We start from the raw sequence: 17804 nt of genomic DNA, 5'->3' as shown, positions 1-17804 counted from the left end.
GCGCCGGGCAAGGGCGCCACGCTCGTCGTGGTCGACGCGGACCTCGCGGCCGGAACCTGGCCGGAGTGTGCTGACGTCGTCCTGGCGGGCGGTCACGGGTCACCGTGCGCCGCGTCGGCCGCGGCTCGCCGGGTGTCCGGCGAGCGTCCCGGTGCGGTGGCGGTCCTGGCCTGGCACCGGGAAACGGCGTCGGTCTTCGCTTGGCGTAACCGGAGGCGGACGTGCCGGGCGGCCTCTCGGTCAGTCTTCCTGGGCAGCGAGTTCGGCTGCCCGCGGATCCCCGAGCTCGGCGTACAGGAGCCGAGCTTCCGCGCGGTGCTCATGCGCCTGATCGAGGTCGTCGTGACGGGTCTCGAGGTCGGCCAGGACGGCGAGGATCTCGGCGGTGTAGTACGGCGAGTCGAGTGCCCGGACAACACGCAGCGCATCGATTAGCCGGCTTCTCGCGTGGTCGTACCGGCCGTGGCGGTCGTGCAGCCGGGCCAGGGCCGTGACCGCCCGGGCGTGCTGGTTGGCGTCGCCGGCCTCGGCCATGATGTCGGCGGCCGCGGTGAGCTCGGCCTCGGCCTCCTGATCCCGGTTCAGCTCGATCAGGAGCTCGCCCCGGCGACGGCGAGCGAGCGCGACACCGCGGGGGCGGTCGATCTCGGCGTGCAGTTCGGCGCTGCGCCGGTACAGCTGGAGCGCCTGCTCGAGGTCGCCCCGCCGGCGGGCCGCTCTGGCCAGCCGGGAAACGGCGGTCGCGCGTGTGGGTCCGTCGTTCTCGCGCTCGCCGATCTCCAACGCGACGGCGTGCTGGGCATCGGCCTCCTCGAGCCTGCCCAGCTGGTCCAGCGCAAAACCGAGCTGACTGCGCAACCGCGCCTCGACGAGTGGCAGGCTGCATCGTCGAGCGGAGCCGATGCCCAGGGTGGTGAGGGCGAGGAAGGGTTCGTAGTCGCGGTTGTGGAGGAAGAAGCCCCAAGACCCTTCGCACAGTTGCCACACCTCGGAATCCCAGCCCTGCGCGGCCGCTTCCCGCGTGACGGCTCGGATGACCTGGTGGTCCCGGCGCCACCACCGGATCGCGAGATCCCGGTCGGCGAAGATCCGCGTGGCCGGCTCGCCGAGGATGGCGAAGCGTGGCCGGAACGGGTGGATGAGCTCGTCCGCGGCCAGGACCCGGTCGAGGTGCCAGCGGGTGAACGCCAGGAGCGTCGCCGAGTGCTCTTCCGGCGTCATCTCGCGCTCGTACCGGGTCCGGGCATCGTCGCGGACCACGTCGTGCCGGCTGACGACCTCTCCGTGATCGCTCAGCAAGTTGGCCTCGACCAGCTCGTCGATCTGGTCGTCGATGCTGTCGACCGGCGTGGCGAGGACGTGGGCCAGCGCGTCGAGCGCGATGTGGGTCCCGGGGAGCACCCCGCAGAGGCGGTAGATCTGCGCCGCGGCCGGGGTGAGTGCGTCGTACGACGCGTCGAACACCGCCTTGTGCGGTCCTCCGGCGGGCGCCCCGCGGCCGCGGACCTCCCTGGCGATGTTCCGCTCGGGACGGGCTCGCAGGCGGGCGCCGACGACCGCGATCGTCAAGGGAAGGCCACCGCACGCGCGGAGGAGCCGCCGGGCGGCGGCGGGATCCGCGTCGAGCCGTCCGGCGCCGACGCGCGAAGCCAGCAGGGTGCGCGCAGCGTCCTCCCCGAGCGGGTCGACCGGAACGATGTCGGCGCCGTCCAGGCCGAGCCCGCTGAGCTGGGAGCGGCTGGTGACGAGGACGAACGCGGTGGACGCGGCCGGTAGCAGGGTGCGGACCTGAGCGGCGAAAGCGGCGTTGTCGAGCAGCAAAGCAAACGTGTAGCCGGTGGTGTGGGCGCGGAACAACGCGACGCGTTCGGCCGTCCGGGCCGGGATGTCGGACGCCGGGATGCCGAGCGCGGCGAGGAAGCCGTGGAGCGCGATGCCGGGCGAATCGGGACCGTCGTCGTCGGCTCCCGAAGCGAAGCTCGTGTAGAGCACACCGTCGGGAAATGCGTCCCGGCGCGTGGTGAGCCAGTGCACGGCGAGCGCGGTCTTCCCGACCCCTCCGACGCCGGTCAGCACGACGATCCGGGGGTGTTCTCGCAGATGTTCGCGCAGGGTGTCGAGCTGTTCGAGCTCCGGCTCCCGGCCGACGATTCCGGGTGCCGGCGGCGGCAGCTGAACCGGACCCGGCCGTGCTGTCCGTGCGGCGTGCTGCCCCGGCTGAGGGTGCGTCATGAGTCCCCCTCCCGCGGCAACCCCGACCCTCCGGTCTACCGGTTTGTCGCGTGCGTTGGGGCATCAATGTGAAAATTTGCACACCTGACCGGAAGAGTCCATTGTAGACTATCACTGTGCGTCGACCGGGATTGGCGGGATTGCTGACTCAGCGCGTTTGCCTTCCCCCACGTGGGCGCATGGGAACGCGGTGCTGTTGCAGTAAGCGATAGATCTTCCCGTACGACACTTCGTGAGCGTCGGCGATTTCTCGGACTGTGGCGCCGTCGAGGTAGGAATCCACGACTTCTTCGCTGTCGAGGTCACGTTTGATGCCGCGTCCGATGGTGGGAAGGTCGGCGCCGTTCTGCCGGAGCAAGGCTCCGGTCCAGTTGAGCGACAAGCCGTACTTTTGCGCGATTTGGGTGATGCTGGCACCGTTCTGCCAGTCCTGCACCATGCGGCGATTACGGTCGGTGCGCCGGGCGGCTTCCGGATCACCGTGTTCCGGCATGTCCATGCGCGTGCTCCCGAGGCGGTCGCTGGCGGCGTGGTCGGCTGTTGATTGTCTCATCGCGCCGGGCGGACCAGAGGATGCCGGTCAGGTGAAATCGAAGATGGTGAACTTCGTGTGCATCTGCACGCTCCAAGTGCATGCGTCCCAGTTTTGCCGTTCTTGCCGGACGACAAAAGCCCTGGATCGGGTTGTGGTGCGGGATCTCGTTCGGCGGACATGATTCGCATGGTCGGCGCGGTATTCGAGCCGGCGAAGTCGGCTTGTCCTTACCTCGGTCTGGGAATCCCACAACGTGATTCTTGTCATTCACTGGACAGTCGGGACTTCGGAAACCCCAACGGGTGAGCGGGTTCGCGGCGAGAGTCGCTCCGCGAACCCGCTCCGGCTACCAGTTCCGCACCGCGGGTGCGTAACCCTCCGGCTTGTCCCCGACCTTGAGACCCGGCGCCACGATCCAGTTCTGGTACTCCGGAGTAAACATCCGGTACACCGAAGCCGGCGCCACCGCGCTCGCCTCGTCGAGCAGTACCCGCAGCTCCGCGGGGATCTCGAAGTCCAGTGCGGCCATGCTCTTGCCGAGCTGGTCGGCGCTGCTCGCCCCTACGATCGCCGATGCGATGCCTGGCTGGGTTGCGACCCAGTTGATCGCCACCTGGGCCATCGAGACGCCGAGCTTGCCCGCCACCTCCTCCAGGGGCTTGAGCAGCTGCCATTCGCGCTCGGACCACGTGTCGGCCGCGCTGAGGCGGCCTGAACCGCCGTTGCGGTACTTGCCCGTGAGGAAGCCGCCCGCCAGGGGGCTCCAGGCCGTGATGCCGAGGCCGAGGTGCTGTCCCATCGGGACGTGTTCGGTCTCGATTTCGCGCTGTACCAGGGAATACGGCAGCTGCAGGTTGATCATCGGCGTGAGGGAGTGCGCTTCGGCGTACGTCTGCGCCTTGGCGGCGTACCAGGCGGGCACGTCGGACAGGCCCGCGTAACGGATCTTGCCCGCGCGGACGAGGTCGTCGAGCGTGCGCACGACCTCCTCCACCGGGGTGAGCCGGTCCCACGTGTGCAGCAGGAACAGGTCGACGTAGTCGGTGCCGAGCCGGCGCAGGGAGGCTTCGAGGGCGCGGATCATGTGCTTGCGCCCGTTGCCGCCCGCGTTGGGGTCGGCCGGGTCGACGCTGTTGGTGAACTTGGTGGTCAGCACCACGCGGTCGCGGACGCCGGCCTCGGTGATCAGCTTGCCGAGGATCGTCTCGCTCTCGCCCACGGTGTAGAAGTCCGCGGTGTCGACGAAGTTGCCGCCTTCGTCGAGGTAACGGCGGAAGATCGGGCGGACCTCGTCCTCGGTCTTCCCGTAGGCGGCGTGGAACCCGCCGGTGCCGAAGTTCATGGTGCCGAGCGCGAGCCGGCTGACGCGCAGCCCGGAGCGGCCGAGCAGGTAGTACTGGTCGAGAGACATGGAAAGTGCTCCTGGGGAACGGAAAAGCAGCGGACCCTCTCAGCGTGCCTGCCGAATTTTGGACCCGCAAGTCCAGTCGAGGTGAGCCGTGGGGCCGGAAGCGGCTCCGGCCCACACGGCGTCACCTCAGCGGCAGCGGTAGCTCGACGCCACCGCGGGGTCACCGTGACCGGTGTAGCGCGACACCTTCGGGTACGCGCACAGGTCGCGGGTCGCCTTCCCGTCGAGCGTCGCCGCTGCGAGCGTGGCCGGCGCCTTGCCGTGCTCGACCCAGTCGACCAGCGCGCCGAGCGCGTTCGCAGGCTGCGCACCGGCGCCGCCGCCGCAGTGCTCGACCCCCGGGGCGAGGAACAGCCGGTAGAAGTCGTTCACCCGCTGCGAACCGCCCATCGTGCGCTCCACCCGCTCGCGGTACTGCAGCGTGCCGCCGGGCGGGATCAGCTGGTCGTCCGCGCCGACGAAGGTGAGCAGCTTGCCGCCGGACCGGCGGAACGCCGACAGGTCGGGGTCGGCCGTGCCGATGACGTTGTCGTACTCCCGGACCGACTGCCGGAACAGGTCGGCGAACTGGCCGTACGTGAGCTTCGAGGTGTCGAAACCGGGCTGCTTCTCCAGGAACGACTGCACCCAGAGAACGGCCACCTTGAAGCCCGGCGCGGTCAGCGTGCCGTCGGCGGGGTTCGGCTCGGTGCCGGCCAGGTAAGCGAAGTCCGCGCCCTTCGGGAGGCCGTCCCACAGCTTGCGCCCGCGCTCGTCGGTCGGGCCGGCCCAGATCTTGCGCATGACTTCGGCGTCCGTCGCCGTGACGGTGACTTCCTTGCCTTCGCAGAGGATCTTCGTGCCGACCAGGCTGCGCGGGTCGTAACTGCACTCGTCCGGCCGGTCGACGATGCCGTTGGTGACGCCGTCGCGTGCGTCACATGCTTGGATCGCCGCCTGCCGGAACGCGGTCAGCACGCAGTTGCTCAGGATGTCGTGATCCTGGTTCATCACGATCTGCGGCCACAGCGTCGCGACGGCGAACTGCGTCCACTGGACCGCCGGCGCGTTGGCGAGGATGCCGTCGAAGTCGTCGGCGAAGTTCTGCGCCTCGGAGTAACCCTGACGGCCGCCGGTCGAGCAGCCGTTCCAGTAGGAGTACGTGATCGGCCGGTGGTAGTGCCGCTGCGTGACGTCCTTGCCGATCTGGGCTTCTTCGTGCACCGATCGGGTGGCGAAGTTGGTCAGAAGCGTTTTGTCGACCTTGCCGTCGGCGGTCACCGCCCACGACGTGTCGAGCGCGTCCGAGGACACGCCGGCGTCGGTCGTCACGCCGCTGTAGCCGTCCCTGACCGCCTGGAGGAGCGGCTCGCCGAAGTTGCCGGCGGCGTAGGCGCTGCCGCCGACGGCCTGGAGCCGTCCGGTCCAGCCGGTCTCCGGGAGGGCGACGACGACCTTCACGTGGTCGCTTCCGGAGTGGGTCAGCGTCACGGTGATCCGGCAGTAGGCCGGCGTGCCGGCGTCGGTCTTGCGCTCGGCCTGCACCGACTCGATCTTCGCGCCGGCCGGCGCGGGCACCGACACCGCGGCGCAGGCCGGTGCCGCGGCCGCCGCCGTCGGGGCGAGCGGGACCAGGCCGGTCAGCAGGAGCGGCACGGCGGCCGCCAGGAACTTGGGGATGCGTCTCATCGCTTTCCTCTGTGCTGGTTTCCGTCCGATGTGGACGTGTGGTGAAGCTAGGGCCGCGGTGGGGGCGCCCGCGCCTGTCGGATGACGCTGTCGCCGTACGTCACTCCGCGCTGAGCTGCGGAAACGTGCTTTGGGTAAGGTCGTTTCCATGGTGCTGCACGGACGGGAAACCGAGCTGAAGGAGCTGCGCGAGCTCGTCGACGGTCCCGAAGACCGCAGTGGCGTCCTCATCCGCGGTGAAGCCGGCATCGGCAAGTCCGCGCTCGTGACCGAGACGGCTGCCGCGGCGTCGGTCGCCGGGCTGCGCGTGCTGCGGACGACCGGGGCCGAGGCCGAGCTCCACCTCGCCTACGCCGGGCTGCACCAGCTGCTCCACCCCGTCCGGGCGGGGGTGGCGGACCTGCCCGCGCCGCAGCGGGACGCCCTGCGGACGGCGCTGGGCCTGGCCGGCGGTGCCGAGCCGAGCGCCTACCTGGTGGGGCTCGCAGCGCTGACGCTGCTGGCCGAGGAGGCGGCGGCCAAGCCGTTGCTGCTCGTCGCCGAGGACGTGCACTGGCTCGACCGCGCGAGTGCGGACGTCCTCGCGTTTGTCGCGCGGCGCATCGAGACCGAGCCGATCATCCTGGTCGCGACGGTCCGGGACGGCGCGGAGACCTCGCTGCGCGACGCCGGCCTGGCGCCGATGGTGCTCGACCGCCTGCCGGCCGACGCGGCCGCGAACCTGCTGGACGCGGTCGCGCCCCGGCTCGCGCCGGCGGTCCGGACCCGCTTGCTGGCGGAGGCCGCGGGTCACCCGCTGGCGCTGACGGAGCTGCCGTCGGCCGTGGCCGATCTTGACGGGCTCGATCCGGTGCTGCCGTTGACGGAGCGGCTGGAACGCACGTTCACCGCCCGGGTCGCCGGGCTTCCGGCCGCGGCTCGGACGGCGTTGCTGGTCGCGGCGCTGAACGAGGCGACTTCGCTGGCCGAGACGCTCACCGCGGCGGGCGCGCTCCTCGCGGCCGAGGCTCCCGGCGATGGATCCTTTTGTTCCGATGATGGTCACTCCGGCGCTCAACTGCAGCCCGGCGCGCTCGAACCGGACGTCCTTGCGCCTGCCGTCGAAGCTCGGCTCGTCACCCTCTCGGCCGGGGCCGTGACCTTCCGCCACCCGCTGATGCGCTCGGCCATCCCCGCCGCTGCTTCACCCGCCGACCGGCGCCGCGCTCACCTCGCCCTTGTCGAAGCCCTGCACGACCAGCCCGACCGCCGGGCCTGGCACCAGGCCGCCGCGGCCGCCGGGCCCGATGAACACATCGCCGCCGAGCTGGAGCGGACCGCCGATCGGGCCCGCTACCGAGGTGGTGCGGCCGCCGCGATTGCTGCGCTGGAGCAGGCGGCGCGGCTGAGCTGTGAGCCCGGCTGCCGGGCCGATCGGCTGCTGCGGGCGGCCGAGCTGGCCGTCGAATCCGGGCGCCGGGAGACCGCCGAACAGCTGGTGTTCGCCGCGAAGCCCGCCGGTTCGCGGCAGAACGCCACCGCGAGCCGGCTGCTCAGTGAGTTCGAGGACGGCGTCCGGGAGGATCCCGCCCGCGTCGCCGAACTCGCCGCGCTCGCTGCGAAGGTCGCGCAAGACGGCGAAATCGGCGCCGCGACCAGGATCCTCTGGAGCGCCGCCATGCGCTGCTTCTGGATCGAGCCCGGTCAGCAAGCCCGGCAGGCTCTTCTGGACGTCGCCGATCGGCTGCCGGTGCCGGACGACGATCCGCGCATCGTGGCGATCACCGCTTACGTCGCGCCGTTCGAACGCGGCGACGTCGTGCTGAAACGGCTGCGGGAGCTGGTCGGCGCGACCGGCGCCGATCCCGAGGTCGACCGCTACCTCGGCAGCGCCGCGCTGCAGGTCGGCGCCTTCGACCTGGCCGCGCGGTTCTCCGCGGCCGCCGCGCCGGGCCTGCGCGCCCAGGGGCGGCTCGGGCTGCTGCCGCGGGCGCTCGCCGTCCAGGCTTGGAGCCGGGTCCGGCTCGGTGACCTGGCGGCCGCGGTGCCGGTCGCGGCGGAAGCCGCCCGGTTCGCCCGGGAGACCGGCCAGCCCTTCATGGACGGTCTGGCCACCGCGGTCCAGGCCGAGATCGCCGCCCTGCGCGGGGACCACAAACAGGCAAAAACGCTGGCCGACGAGGCCGAACGCACCGGGCTCGCGGCCGGCGCCCGGCCCGTGCTCGCCACCGTGCAGCTCACGCGCGGGCTCACCCACCTCAGCGAGGGCCGGTTCGAGGACGCCTTCGCCGACCTGCGCCGGCTCCACGACCCGGCCGACCCCGCCTACCAGCTGGCCCTGCGCACCTACTGCGTCGCCGAGCTGACCGAGGCCGCGGTGCGGGCCGGGCAGACCGACGCCATGCGCGACATCCTCACCGAGCTGGAACCCCTCGCCGGGCGGACGCCGTCACCCGCCCTGCACATCGGCCTTCGGTACGCGCGCGCCGTGCTCGACCCGACCGACGAGCGGTTTGCGGAAGCGCTGCAAGCCGACCTGGCCGGCTGGCCCGCCGAACGCGGGCGCGTCCACCTGGCGTTCGGCGAGTGGCTGCGGCGGCAGCGGCGGGTTGTCGAATCGCGGACGCACCTGCGCACGGCCCGCGAGACCTTCGACGCGCTGGGCATGACGGCGTGGGCCGAGCGGGCGCGGCGGGAGCTGCGCAGCGCGGGCGAGTCGAGCCCGAACCGGGACCCGGACGCGGGGGAGAAGCTGACTCCGCACGAGCTGAGCATCGCCCAGCTGGCGGCCGACGGGCTGACGAACCGGGAGATCGGGCAGCGGCTGTACCTTTCGCACCGGACCGTCGGCACCCACCTGCACCGGATCTTCCCCAAGCTGGGCGTGAGCTCCCGCGCCGACCTCGCCGGGAAGCTGAAGACCCTGGACGGGTGACTTACACCGGCTGCGTCATCCGACGGGCGCGAAGATCACCCGAAGCTCCCTAACGTCGTGAAAGTCCCACGGTCTTTCGCACAGGAGCTCAGATGATCAGCAGGAGAAGGTTCGGGCAGGCGTTCGCGGCGGGACTGGCGGCAACTTCACTGGCGGCCTGCTCGGCGGACGCTCCCGGTGCCGCGGCCCCGCCGGCCCCGCCGTCGCCCGGGCCGGACCTGCGGGCCGGGTCCGGCGAGCACACCTCGCTCGGCGAGCTCAAGCACGTCGACGCCGGGGTGCTGAACATGGCCTACGCCGAGTTCGGGCCGGCCACCGGGCAGCCGGTGGTGCTGCTGCACGGCTGGCCGTACGACCCGTACAGCTACGTCGACGTCGCGCCGATCCTGGCCGCCGCCGGGTACCGGGTGATCGTCCCCTTCCTGCGCGGGTACGGCCCGACGACGTTCAAGTCCGCCCAGACCGTCCGAAACGGACAGCAGGCCGCGGTGGCGCTCGACGTCGTCGCCCTGATGGACGCGCTCAAGATCGGCAAGGCGGTGCTCGGCGGCTACGACTGGGGCGCGCGGACCGTCGACATCATCGCCGCGCTCTTCCCCGAACGCTGCAAGGCGGTCGTCGCGGTGAGCGGGTACATCGTCACGAACCTGGTGGCGAACCAGAAACCGCTGGCCCCGCAGGCCGAACTCGGCTGGTGGTACCAGTACTACTTCGCGACCGAGCGCGGCCGCGCCGGGTACGCGGCGAACCGCCACGACTTCAACAAGCTGATCTGGAAGACCGCCTCCCCGGCGTGGCACTTCGACGACGCCACGTACAACCGCAGCGCGGCGGCGTTCGACAACCCCGACCACGTCGACATCGTCGTCCACAACTACCGCTGGCGGCTCAGCCTCGCCCCGGGCGAGCCACACTACGAGGCGTACGAACAAAAACTGGCCGCCGGCCCGGCGATCACCGTCCCGGCCATCACGATCGGCAGCGACTTCGACGCCGCGGCGAAGGACGGCAAGCCGTACCGCGCGAAGTTCACCGGCAAGTACGAGCACCGGATCCTCGACGGCATCGGCCACAACGTGCCGCAGGAAGCGCCGAGGCCGTTCGCCCAGGCGATCATCGACGCCGACCGGATGTGACCGAGCCGTGAATGGCCCATCGAGGACTCAGCGTCCCTCGATGGGCCATTCACGGCTTGGGGTCAGGCGACCGTGGCGTCGAGGGTGACCTCGATGTTGCCGCGCGTCGCCTTCGAGTACGGGCAGACCTGGTGCGCGCCGGCGACCAGGTCGTCGGCCGTGGCCTGGTCGATGCCCGACGCCTCCAGGTGCAGCACCGCGCTCAGCTCGAACTCGCCCGCGTCGACGTCGTGGTGCAGCGTGACCTCCGCGACCACGGCGAGGTCGTTCAGCGGCACCTTCTTCGCACCCGCGACCCGGCGCACGGCGCCGACGAAGCAGGACGCCCAGCCCGCCGCGAACAGCTGCTCCGGGTTCGTCCCGTCGCCCGCGCCGCCGAAGGCCTTGGGCACGGCGAGCGTGACGGCGAGCGCGCCGTCGTCGGAGGTCGCGCGGCCGCCGTTGCGGCCCTCCTCGGTGGAGGTGGCGACGGCGGTGTAGGTCACTTCGGACATGGTCTTCCTTTCAGCGGATGATGCCACCACGCTAGGAATCCGGGGGTGCCCGCGGCGACCGTCGTGCGACGTCATCGGTGTACGTCACCGCAGCCGCCCGTCTTCCAGGCGGAGCCGGCGCTCGACCCCGATCTCCGCGAGGAAGCGTTCGTCGTGGCTGACAACCACGAACGCCCCGCGGAACGCGGTCAGCGCGCTCTCCAGCTGCGCGGTGCTGACCAGGTCGAGGTTGTTCGTGGGCTCGTCCAGCAACAGCAGCTGCGGCGCCGGTTCGGCGAACAGGACGCAGGCGAGCGTCGCCCGCAGCCGTTCGCCGCCGGAGAGGACGCCGACCGGCAGGTGCACCCGCGCGCCGCGGAACAGGAAGCGGGCCAGCAGGTTCATCCGTTGCGCGGGCGGCATCGCCGGGGCGGCCGCCGCGAGGTTCTCGGCCACCGTGCGGTTGTCGTCGAGGAGATCCAACCGCTGGGACAGGAACGCGATCCGGCCGTCGGCGCGGGACACCGAACCGCCTTCGGGCGCGAGGTCGCCGTGCAAGAGCCGGAGCAGGGTCGACTTCCCGGCGCCGTTGGGGCCGGTGAGCGCGATCCGCTCCGGGCCGCGGATCGTGAGGTCGACACCGTCGGGGAACAGGTCCCGCACCCGCAGCTGCTCGCCGGCGAAGAGCGTGCGGCCCGCCGGGACCTCGGTTTGCGGCAGCTCCAGGCTGATCTTCTGCTCGGTGCGCAGGGAGCGTTCGGCCTGGTCGAGCTTGGCCTTGGCTGCGCCGACGCGGGCCGCGTGCGTGCCGTCCGCCTTGCCGGCCGACTCCTGTGCGCTGCGCTTCATCGTCCCGGCGAAGATCTTCGGCAGCCCGGCGCTGCCGAGGTTGCGCGACGCCGTGCTCGCGCGGCGGGCGGCGCGCTCCCGGGCCTGCTGCATCTCCCGCTTCTCGCGCTTGACCTCCTGTTCGGCGCTGCGGATGTTCTTCTCCGCGACTTCACGCGCGGCCTCGACGGCTTGCTCGTACTCGGTGAAGTTCCCGCCGTGGAACCGGATTTCGCCGCGGTCGAGCTCGGCGATCCGGTCCATCCGGTCGAGCAGCGCGCGGTCGTGGCTGACCACGAGCAGGCAGCCGGACCAGTCGTCGAGCACGCTGTAGAGCTGGTGCCGGGCCTCGAGGTCGAGGTTGTTGGTGGGTTCGTCCAGCAGCAGCACGTCCGGGCGCTTGAGCAGCTGCGCGGCCAGGCCCAGCGACACGATCTGGCCGCCGCTGAGGGTGCTCAGCAAGCGGTCCAGTCCGACGTCGGCGAGGCCGAGCCGGTCGAGCTGGGCGCGAGTGCGTTCCTCGACGTCCCAGTCGGTTCCGATGGTGGTGAAGTGTTCTTCGCCGACGTCACCGGACTCGACGGCGGCGATCGCGTGCAGGATCGGGGCGACACCGAGGACTTCGGCGACGGACAGCTCCCCGCTCAGCGGCAGGTCCTGCGGGAGGTAGCCGAGCAGACCGTCGACGGTGACGCTGCCCGTCGACGGCTTCAGCACTCCGGCGACGAGCTTCAGCAGGGTCGTCTTGCCGGACCCGTTGGGCGCGACGAGACCGGTGCGGCCGCCGGGGAAGGTGGCGGAAAGGTGGTCGAAGACGGGGGTGTCGTCGGGCCAGGAGAAGGACAGGCCGGACAGGACGACGCAGTTTTCGGGCACGGGTGAAGACCTCGGAGGTGTGGAGGGAAAGGTGGTCGACAACGGCGGCCACGCCGGGATGACCCGGGGGCCTGCACACTCCGGAGTTATCCGGAGATGTCGACGTCACCTGCCACGACTGCACTCCTGTCGAAAGGATCTTCCCTTCGACGATAACACCTGGCCGGTCGATGAGGCCTTGCTGAGGTCCACCACGCAGAAGCGGTGGCCGTCGGGGAAACCCGACCTGAGGACGGCTCTAGTGTCCCTGTTTCTCCGGCGTCGTCGACCGGGGTGAAGTTGGCCGGGCTGTCGTGGTTCATCGCGAGGCCGAACACGAACAGCAGGACCCGGCGGTGATGCCCGGCACGAACCCGAGCACACCCAGCCGGGGCACGGACAAACGGGGTCAGGCGAGTTCGGACGACACAACCGCGGGCAGCTCCCGCAGCCGGTCGAGCAGGGGCTCGATCTCGTCGCCGGCCAGGAGGACGGCGCAGACCAGACTGCTCTCGCGGACGCCGTCGCGGATGTCGATCGAGAGTTCGTGGGCCAGGCGGCCGTCCTGGGCCAGGGCGCCGATGAGGGCGGGGACCTCTTGCGCGCCGCCGGTGAAGTAGGTCGCGATGCGGCGGCGCAGGAGCATGGGGGCGAACGAAGCGGGGCTGGACATGGCTGATCTCCACGGGGAAGTGCGGAAGAGGATCGGGGCCAGGTCCCGGGAAATCCACGGTCGTCGACGCTGCGCGCCGGCGACCTGGTTCAGCCGGCGCGCCGGGTTACGAGTCGCGAGGACTTGATCAGGCGCTGCACGGCGTCAGGCTAACACGACGCCGGCCGGGCGGCGCAAGGCGCGGAGTCAGCCGGCCCGGATGACCGCCAGGCCCAGCGGGGTGCACTCGTGGATCTGGGACTTGCCCGAGCGGGTGCTGGTGAGCAGCCCGCTCGCCCGCAGGATCGACGCGTGCTGGCTCGCCGTGGCCAGGGAGATCCCTGCCAGCCCGGCGAGCTCGCTGGTGTTGCACGGCGTGGTCGCGACCGTCACGAGCACCCGGGCCCGCGTGGCGCCGAGCAGCGCGGACAGCGACGCCCCCGGCTCGGCCTCGCTGTCGAAGCGGGGGTGGCTGATCGAGTACACCAGCACCGGTGGCAGGTCCGGATCCTTGTACGTGGTCGGCATGCCGTGCGCGAAGAACGCCGGGATCAGCCGGAGCCCACGCCCGGCCAGGTGCAGCTCCTGCTCGACCGGGAACCGCACCCGCAGCACCGGCGGTGACCAGGTGATGTCCGGGTGCAGGGTGGAGAGCAGCAGCTGCGGCCCGCCGCGGTCCAGGTTCGACCGCAGCCGGACGCGGTCGCGGGCGACCGCGCCGCGCACCGCCGCCCAGTCCGGGGCGAGGCACTGCCGGTAGTAGTCGTGCAGGGCCGTGCCGAGCCGCCGCAGTTCGCGTGGTTCGCCGTCGGCGAGGCGGCGCAGCCACGGCGGGACGCGGGTGCCCTGCGCGGCGAGTTCGGCGACGTCCGTGGCCAGTTTCGGCGACGGGGTCCCGAGCACGGCCGACACACCGTCGCCGATCGTGCCGGCGCCGGCCGGGGTGAGGAAGTCCGGGCAGTACCCGTACGGCGGGACGGCGGACATCAGCAGCCGGCCGGAGTCGGGGACCGCGGCGCGTGACCCCCGGCGCCACCGGCCGAAGAACGGCTCCCCTTCCGGCCGCCGGATCCGGTAGCTGCTCGTCAGCAGTTCCCACATCGGGTCGGCGTCCTCGGCGATGGTCACCTTCGCCAGGTCCGCGTCCGTGAAGTGAATTTTCAACATCGCCGGTGTGTGCCCCTTTCCCGGCCGAGACTAGCCGGGGGCCCGGCGCGGCCCGGCCCGGCCCCGCCGCCGGAAATTCACCGGACGCAGGGGGAATTCCGGTCGATCTTGAGTGCTTCTTCACCCTCCGCAAGGGTAAAACGCCGTGCTGTCGAAGTTCACCCTGTGTAGCTGATGCGTACGGGGGAAACGACTCGCATTCCTTGACAACACCACGGCCCGCAGAGTTACGTCTCGAACCTGAATTATGCGAGAAAAGCACCCGGAAATCGTTCTCGGGCCACCGGTACGAATCGAGCCACGCCACCGATGAAAGAAGACGAACCCCCATCCCGTCGTGCCGCCTCCTGGAATCCCGGCACCTGGCGGCTGCGCACCAAGATCTCCGTCGTGTTGCTGCTGCCCGTGCTGGTCGCGCTCCTGCTGGCCGGCGGCCGCGTGCAGGCCGAGCTCGCCCAGGCGGGCGCGTTCAGCGCCGTGCGGGACCAAATGCCGGTCGTGCAAGGGATTTCCGAGCTCGGCGGTCTCGTCGACGACGAGATGATCCACGACGGCGGAGCCGCGCAGACCGCCGCGGTCGACGAGAAAGCGGCCTCGATCCGGCGCGACGCCGCATTTTCGCAGCTCAACCCGGAGCTGTCGCGCACGCTGGAAGATCAGCTGGGAAAATTGGCCGGACTGCGCCAGCAGAGTGGTTCTTCCGTCGCGAAAACCGGCGCTTACCACGACTTCGTCGTCGCACTCAGCGAAGTGATCCCCGGCGTCGTCGGCCAGGCCCGGAATGCCGATCTCGACGCGTCGGCCACCATCACGAAAGCATTCGTGCAGCTGAGGACCAGTCTGGCCGGTCGGGAAGCATTGGCGGGAAGCTCCGCGGACGCCTCGGCGGCGGCGGGTGAGGGCGTCGCCGCCGCCGAGGAGACCGTGCTGACCGGGCAGATCCGCCGGGCCCTGCCCGCCGGCGCGGCCGCCGCGCGGTTCGCCGCGGCGACCAGTCCCGGCGCCGGCGGCCCCGCCGCCAAGCGCACGGTGCTCGGGAACATCCTGTCCGAGCAGGTGAAAGCGCTTTCGGATGCGGTCGGCGTGCAGACCAACACCGCCCGGTCCGACGCGCTGCGTGACACCGCCTTGGTGCTCGCGGCCCTGCTCGGCGCCCTCGCCATCGCGCTCGCCGTGGCGCGGTCGGTGGTCGCCCCGATCCGGCGGCTGCACGCGGCGGCGCTCGACACCGCACGCCGCCGGCTGCCCGGGACGATCGAACGGATCCGCGAGGGCGAAGAGGTCGACTGGCGGGCGACCCCGCCGCTCCCGGTCGACTCCGAGGAGGAGGTCGGCCAGCTCGCCCGGGCCTTCGACGACATGCACCGGCAGGCGGTGCGGCTGGCCGTCGGCGAGCAGGCCGAGATGCGGATCCAGGTCAGCGAGATGTTCATGACGCTCTCGCGGCGCAGCCAGTCGCTGGTCGAGCTGCAGCTGTCGGTGATCGAGGACCTCGAAGCCGACGAGCAGGACCCGCAACGGCTGGCCGAGCTGTTCCAGATCGACCACATCGCCACCCGGCTGCGGCGCAACGGCGAGAACCTGCAGGTCCTGGCCGGTGGCCGCCCGGTGCGGCGCGACGTCGGTCCGGTCGCGACGGTCGAGCTGCTGCGGGCGGCGACATCGGAGGTCAAGGACTACCAGCGGGTCGCGCTCGGCAACGCCCCCCGCGGCTCGGTGCAGTCCGAGGCCGCGGCCGACGTCGTGCACATCCTCGCCGAGCTGCTGGAGAACGCGATCCGGTCGTCACCGCCGGACGAGCAGGTGGTGCTCACCGCCGACCGCGGCTTCGACGGCGGCGTGCTGATCGAGGTGGTCGACGTCGGGCTCGGCATGAGCCGCGAAGACCTCGACGCGGCGAACGCGCGGCTGGCCGCCGGCACCTCGGTGAGCCCGGAGACCACCCGCCGGATGGGCCTGTTCGTGGTGAGCAGGCTGGCCACGTCCCACGGCATCACCGTGCGGCTGCGGCCGACCACCAGCCGCACCGCAAGCGCCGGTGTCACCGCCAGCGTGCACGTCCCCGGGGTGCTGATCCAGGTCGACCTGCCACCGCGGCCCGGTCAGGCCGCGCTGCCGCCGGCGGCCAACGGCACCGCCCGGCACGAGCTCGAACCCCGGTGGCCCGTCGAAGAACCCGGTCCCGTCCCCGCCGCCGTGGAGCACACCCCGATGCCGACCCCGATCTTCGACCAGATGCTGTCGCACTGGTTCGCCGACACCCCGGTGAAACCGGCGCAGCCCGGCGGCTGGGCGACCCCGGCCGACGAGGTCCGGCAGGCCGCGGAAGCCGCGGTCGGCACGCTCGACGACCTCGAGTTCACCGAGTCGGGACTGCCGACGCGGCAGCCCGGCGCGCAGCTCGCCCCGGGCTCGGTCGCCCAGCGCCAGGACCGGCCGGCGGACACGTCGTTCCGCGATCCCGCCGCGGTGCGCAACAACCTTTCCCGGCACTACAGCGGCATGCGCGCGGCCCGCCACCGGGTCGCGCCCGAACCGAAGGCGGAGCAGTGAACACCCGGCAGGAAGGAGCGGATGTGGTGGACCAGTCCCGGAACTGGCTGGTGTCGGCGTTCACCCAGGAGGTGCCCGGCGTCGCGCACGCCGCGCTCGTCTCCGCCGACGGGCTGCTCGTGGCGGCGAACGAAACCCTGCCCCGGGACCGGGCCGACCAGCTCTCGGCGATCGCGTCCGGTCTCTCGAGCCTCGCGCTCGGCACGGCCGACCTGTTCACCGCGGGCCGGGTCGTGCAGTCGGTGATCGAGATGGAGCAGGGCTTCCTGATGCTGATGAACGTCGGCGACGGCTCGAACCTGGTGGTGCTGGCCAACCCCGGCTGCGACATCGGGCTGGTGGGCTACGAGATGACGCTGCTGGTGGACCGGGTCGGGAAGATGGTCGAGACCCCGGCGCGGCCCACGGCGGCGTCGCCGGGAGCAACCCGGTGACCGAAGGCCGGCGGCGGGAGGGCGGCCGGCACGCGGCATCGCTGGCCCGTCCGTACGCGTGGACCGCCGGGCGCACCCGGCCGACGGTCGACCTGGCGGTGGAAGCCCTCATCGAGACGACCGCGGAGGGCCGGGCCGCCCCCTACAGCCCGACCAACCCCCTGGCCGTGGTGACGCAGCTGTGCCTGCAGCAGCGCTCCGTGGCGGAAGTGGGGGCCCACCTGGGGGTGCCGCTCGGCGTGGCCAGGGTGCTCATCGGCGATCTGCTGATCGCCGGCCAGGTGTCGATCCGCGACACGCTCCCCGCGGACGCCTCCTTCGACGAACGGAACGACCTGCTCGAAAGGGTCCTCAGTGGACTACGCGCACTCTGAACGACGGATCACCTCGGCCAAGATCGTCGTGGCCGGCGGGTTCGGGGCCGGCAAGACGACCTTCGTCGGCGCCGTCTCGGAAATCAACCCGTTGCGGACCGAAGCCCTGATGACGTCGGCGGCCGTCGGCGTCGACCGGACCGAGGCCGTGCCGGGGAAGTTCTCGACCACGGTCGCGATGGACTTCGGCCGGCTCACCCTGGCCGACGACCTGGTGCTCTACGTGTTCGGCACGCCGGGCCAGCACCGGTTCTGGTTCATGTGGGACGACCTGGTCTGCGGCGCGGTGGCGGCGATCGTCCTGGTCGACACGCGCCGCTTGGCGGACTGCTTCGCCTCGATCGACTTCCTCGAGTCGCGCGGCCTGCCGTTCCTGGTGGCCATCAACCAGTTCCAGGACACCCGCTCGCACGCGCCCGACCAGGTGCGTGAAGCCCTCAAGATCCCGGCCGCGGTGCAGGTCGTCACCTGCGACGCGCGCTCGCCGGAGTCGACAAAACGGACGCTCATCGCGGCGGCCGAGCACGCGCTCGCCGAACTGCACGCGCCGCGCGCGCAGAAAGCCTGACAGG

General features: G+C 71.4%; 14 protein-coding genes. 6 read left to right on the top strand and 8 right to left on the bottom strand.

Annotated elements, in window-relative coordinates; all coding sequences use genetic code 11:
- Positions 1–240: 240 nt before the first annotated feature.
- The 4 genes from ACIA5G_RS20245 to ACIA5G_RS20230 form a co-directional block, all read right to left on the bottom strand.
- Positions 241–2232: a tetratricopeptide repeat protein gene (locus ACIA5G_RS20245; RefSeq protein ID WP_395925276.1), complete on the bottom strand. Its 1992-nt coding sequence runs from the start codon at positions 2230–2232 to the stop codon at positions 241–243.
- A 148-nt stretch (positions 2233–2380) separates the two neighbouring features.
- Positions 2381–2731, bottom strand: a complete 351-nt coding sequence (locus ACIA5G_RS20240) for a helix-turn-helix domain-containing protein (RefSeq protein ID WP_395925274.1) — start codon at positions 2729–2731, stop codon at positions 2381–2383.
- 382 nt (positions 2732–3113) lie between these two features.
- Positions 3114–4178: an aldo/keto reductase gene (locus tag ACIA5G_RS20235; protein WP_395925272.1), complete on the bottom strand. Its 1065-nt coding sequence runs from the start codon at positions 4176–4178 to the stop codon at positions 3114–3116.
- A 126-nt stretch (positions 4179–4304) separates the two neighbouring features.
- Complete coding sequence (locus ACIA5G_RS20230) at positions 4305–5846, bottom strand: tannase/feruloyl esterase family alpha/beta hydrolase (protein WP_395925270.1); 1542 nt, start codon at positions 5844–5846, stop codon at positions 4305–4307.
- Between the two features lie 148 nt (positions 5847–5994).
- Here ACIA5G_RS20230 and ACIA5G_RS20225 point away from each other — a divergent pair, with 148 nt between their 5' ends.
- Positions 5995–8760, top strand: a complete 2766-nt coding sequence (locus ACIA5G_RS20225; RefSeq protein ID WP_395925268.1) for an AAA family ATPase — start codon at positions 5995–5997, stop codon at positions 8758–8760.
- Positions 8761–8852: 92 nt separating this feature from the next.
- Positions 8853–9896: an alpha/beta fold hydrolase gene (locus tag ACIA5G_RS20220; RefSeq protein ID WP_395925266.1), complete on the top strand. Its 1044-nt coding sequence runs from the start codon at positions 8853–8855 to the stop codon at positions 9894–9896.
- Between the two features lie 62 nt (positions 9897–9958).
- On the opposite strand, the gene ACIA5G_RS20215 is transcribed toward ACIA5G_RS20220, so the two are convergent.
- From ACIA5G_RS20215 to ACIA5G_RS20200, 4 genes are all read right to left on the bottom strand, one after another.
- Positions 9959–10390 (bottom strand): organic hydroperoxide resistance protein, encoded by a 432-nt coding sequence (locus ACIA5G_RS20215; protein ID WP_395925264.1) that lies wholly within the window; start codon positions 10388–10390, stop codon positions 9959–9961.
- A gap of 84 nt (positions 10391–10474) precedes the next feature.
- The gene (locus tag ACIA5G_RS20210) at positions 10475–12073 is read right to left on the bottom strand and encodes an ABC-F family ATP-binding cassette domain-containing protein (protein WP_395925262.1); all 1599 of its coding nucleotides are present in this window, start codon (positions 12071–12073) and stop codon (positions 10475–10477) included.
- A 388-nt stretch (positions 12074–12461) separates the two neighbouring features.
- Positions 12462–12725, bottom strand: coding sequence for a hypothetical protein (locus ACIA5G_RS20205; RefSeq protein ID WP_395925260.1), 264 nt, complete (start codon positions 12723–12725; stop codon positions 12462–12464).
- A 186-nt stretch (positions 12726–12911) separates the two neighbouring features.
- Positions 12912–13871 (bottom strand): ArsR/SmtB family transcription factor, encoded by a 960-nt coding sequence (locus ACIA5G_RS20200; RefSeq protein WP_395925258.1) that lies wholly within the window; start codon positions 13869–13871, stop codon positions 12912–12914.
- Between the two features lie 309 nt (positions 13872–14180).
- Between ACIA5G_RS20200 and ACIA5G_RS20195 the strand changes: the two genes are divergently transcribed.
- Genes ACIA5G_RS20195 through ACIA5G_RS20180 form a run of 4 tightly spaced genes read left to right on the top strand, consistent with a single transcriptional unit; the run spans position 14181 to position 17800 of the window.
- A complete protein-coding gene (locus tag ACIA5G_RS20195) occupies positions 14181–16424 on the top strand; it encodes an ATP-binding protein (protein ID WP_395925256.1) in 2244 nt (747 codons plus the stop codon).
- Between the two features lie 23 nt (positions 16425–16447).
- Complete coding sequence (locus tag ACIA5G_RS20190) at positions 16448–16858, top strand: roadblock/LC7 domain-containing protein (RefSeq protein WP_395925254.1); 411 nt, start codon at positions 16448–16450, stop codon at positions 16856–16858.
- Positions 16855–17232: a DUF742 domain-containing protein gene (locus tag ACIA5G_RS20185; RefSeq protein WP_395925252.1), complete on the top strand. Its 378-nt coding sequence runs from the start codon at positions 16855–16857 to the stop codon at positions 17230–17232. The genes ACIA5G_RS20190 and ACIA5G_RS20185 overlap by 4 nt, the downstream gene beginning before the upstream one ends.
- Complete coding sequence (locus tag ACIA5G_RS20180) at positions 17213–17800, top strand: GTP-binding protein (protein ID WP_395925250.1); 588 nt, start codon at positions 17213–17215, stop codon at positions 17798–17800. Before ACIA5G_RS20185 ends, ACIA5G_RS20180 begins: the two co-directional genes overlap by 20 nt.
- Positions 17801–17804 lie beyond the last annotated feature (4 nt).

Source organism: Amycolatopsis sp. NPDC051758, from assembly GCF_044453095.1.
Taxonomy (GTDB): Bacteria; Actinomycetota; Actinomycetes; order Mycobacteriales; family Pseudonocardiaceae; genus Amycolatopsis.
Note: the sequence above shows the minus strand (reverse complement) of the source record. Positions and strands in the feature narration are given on the sequence as shown.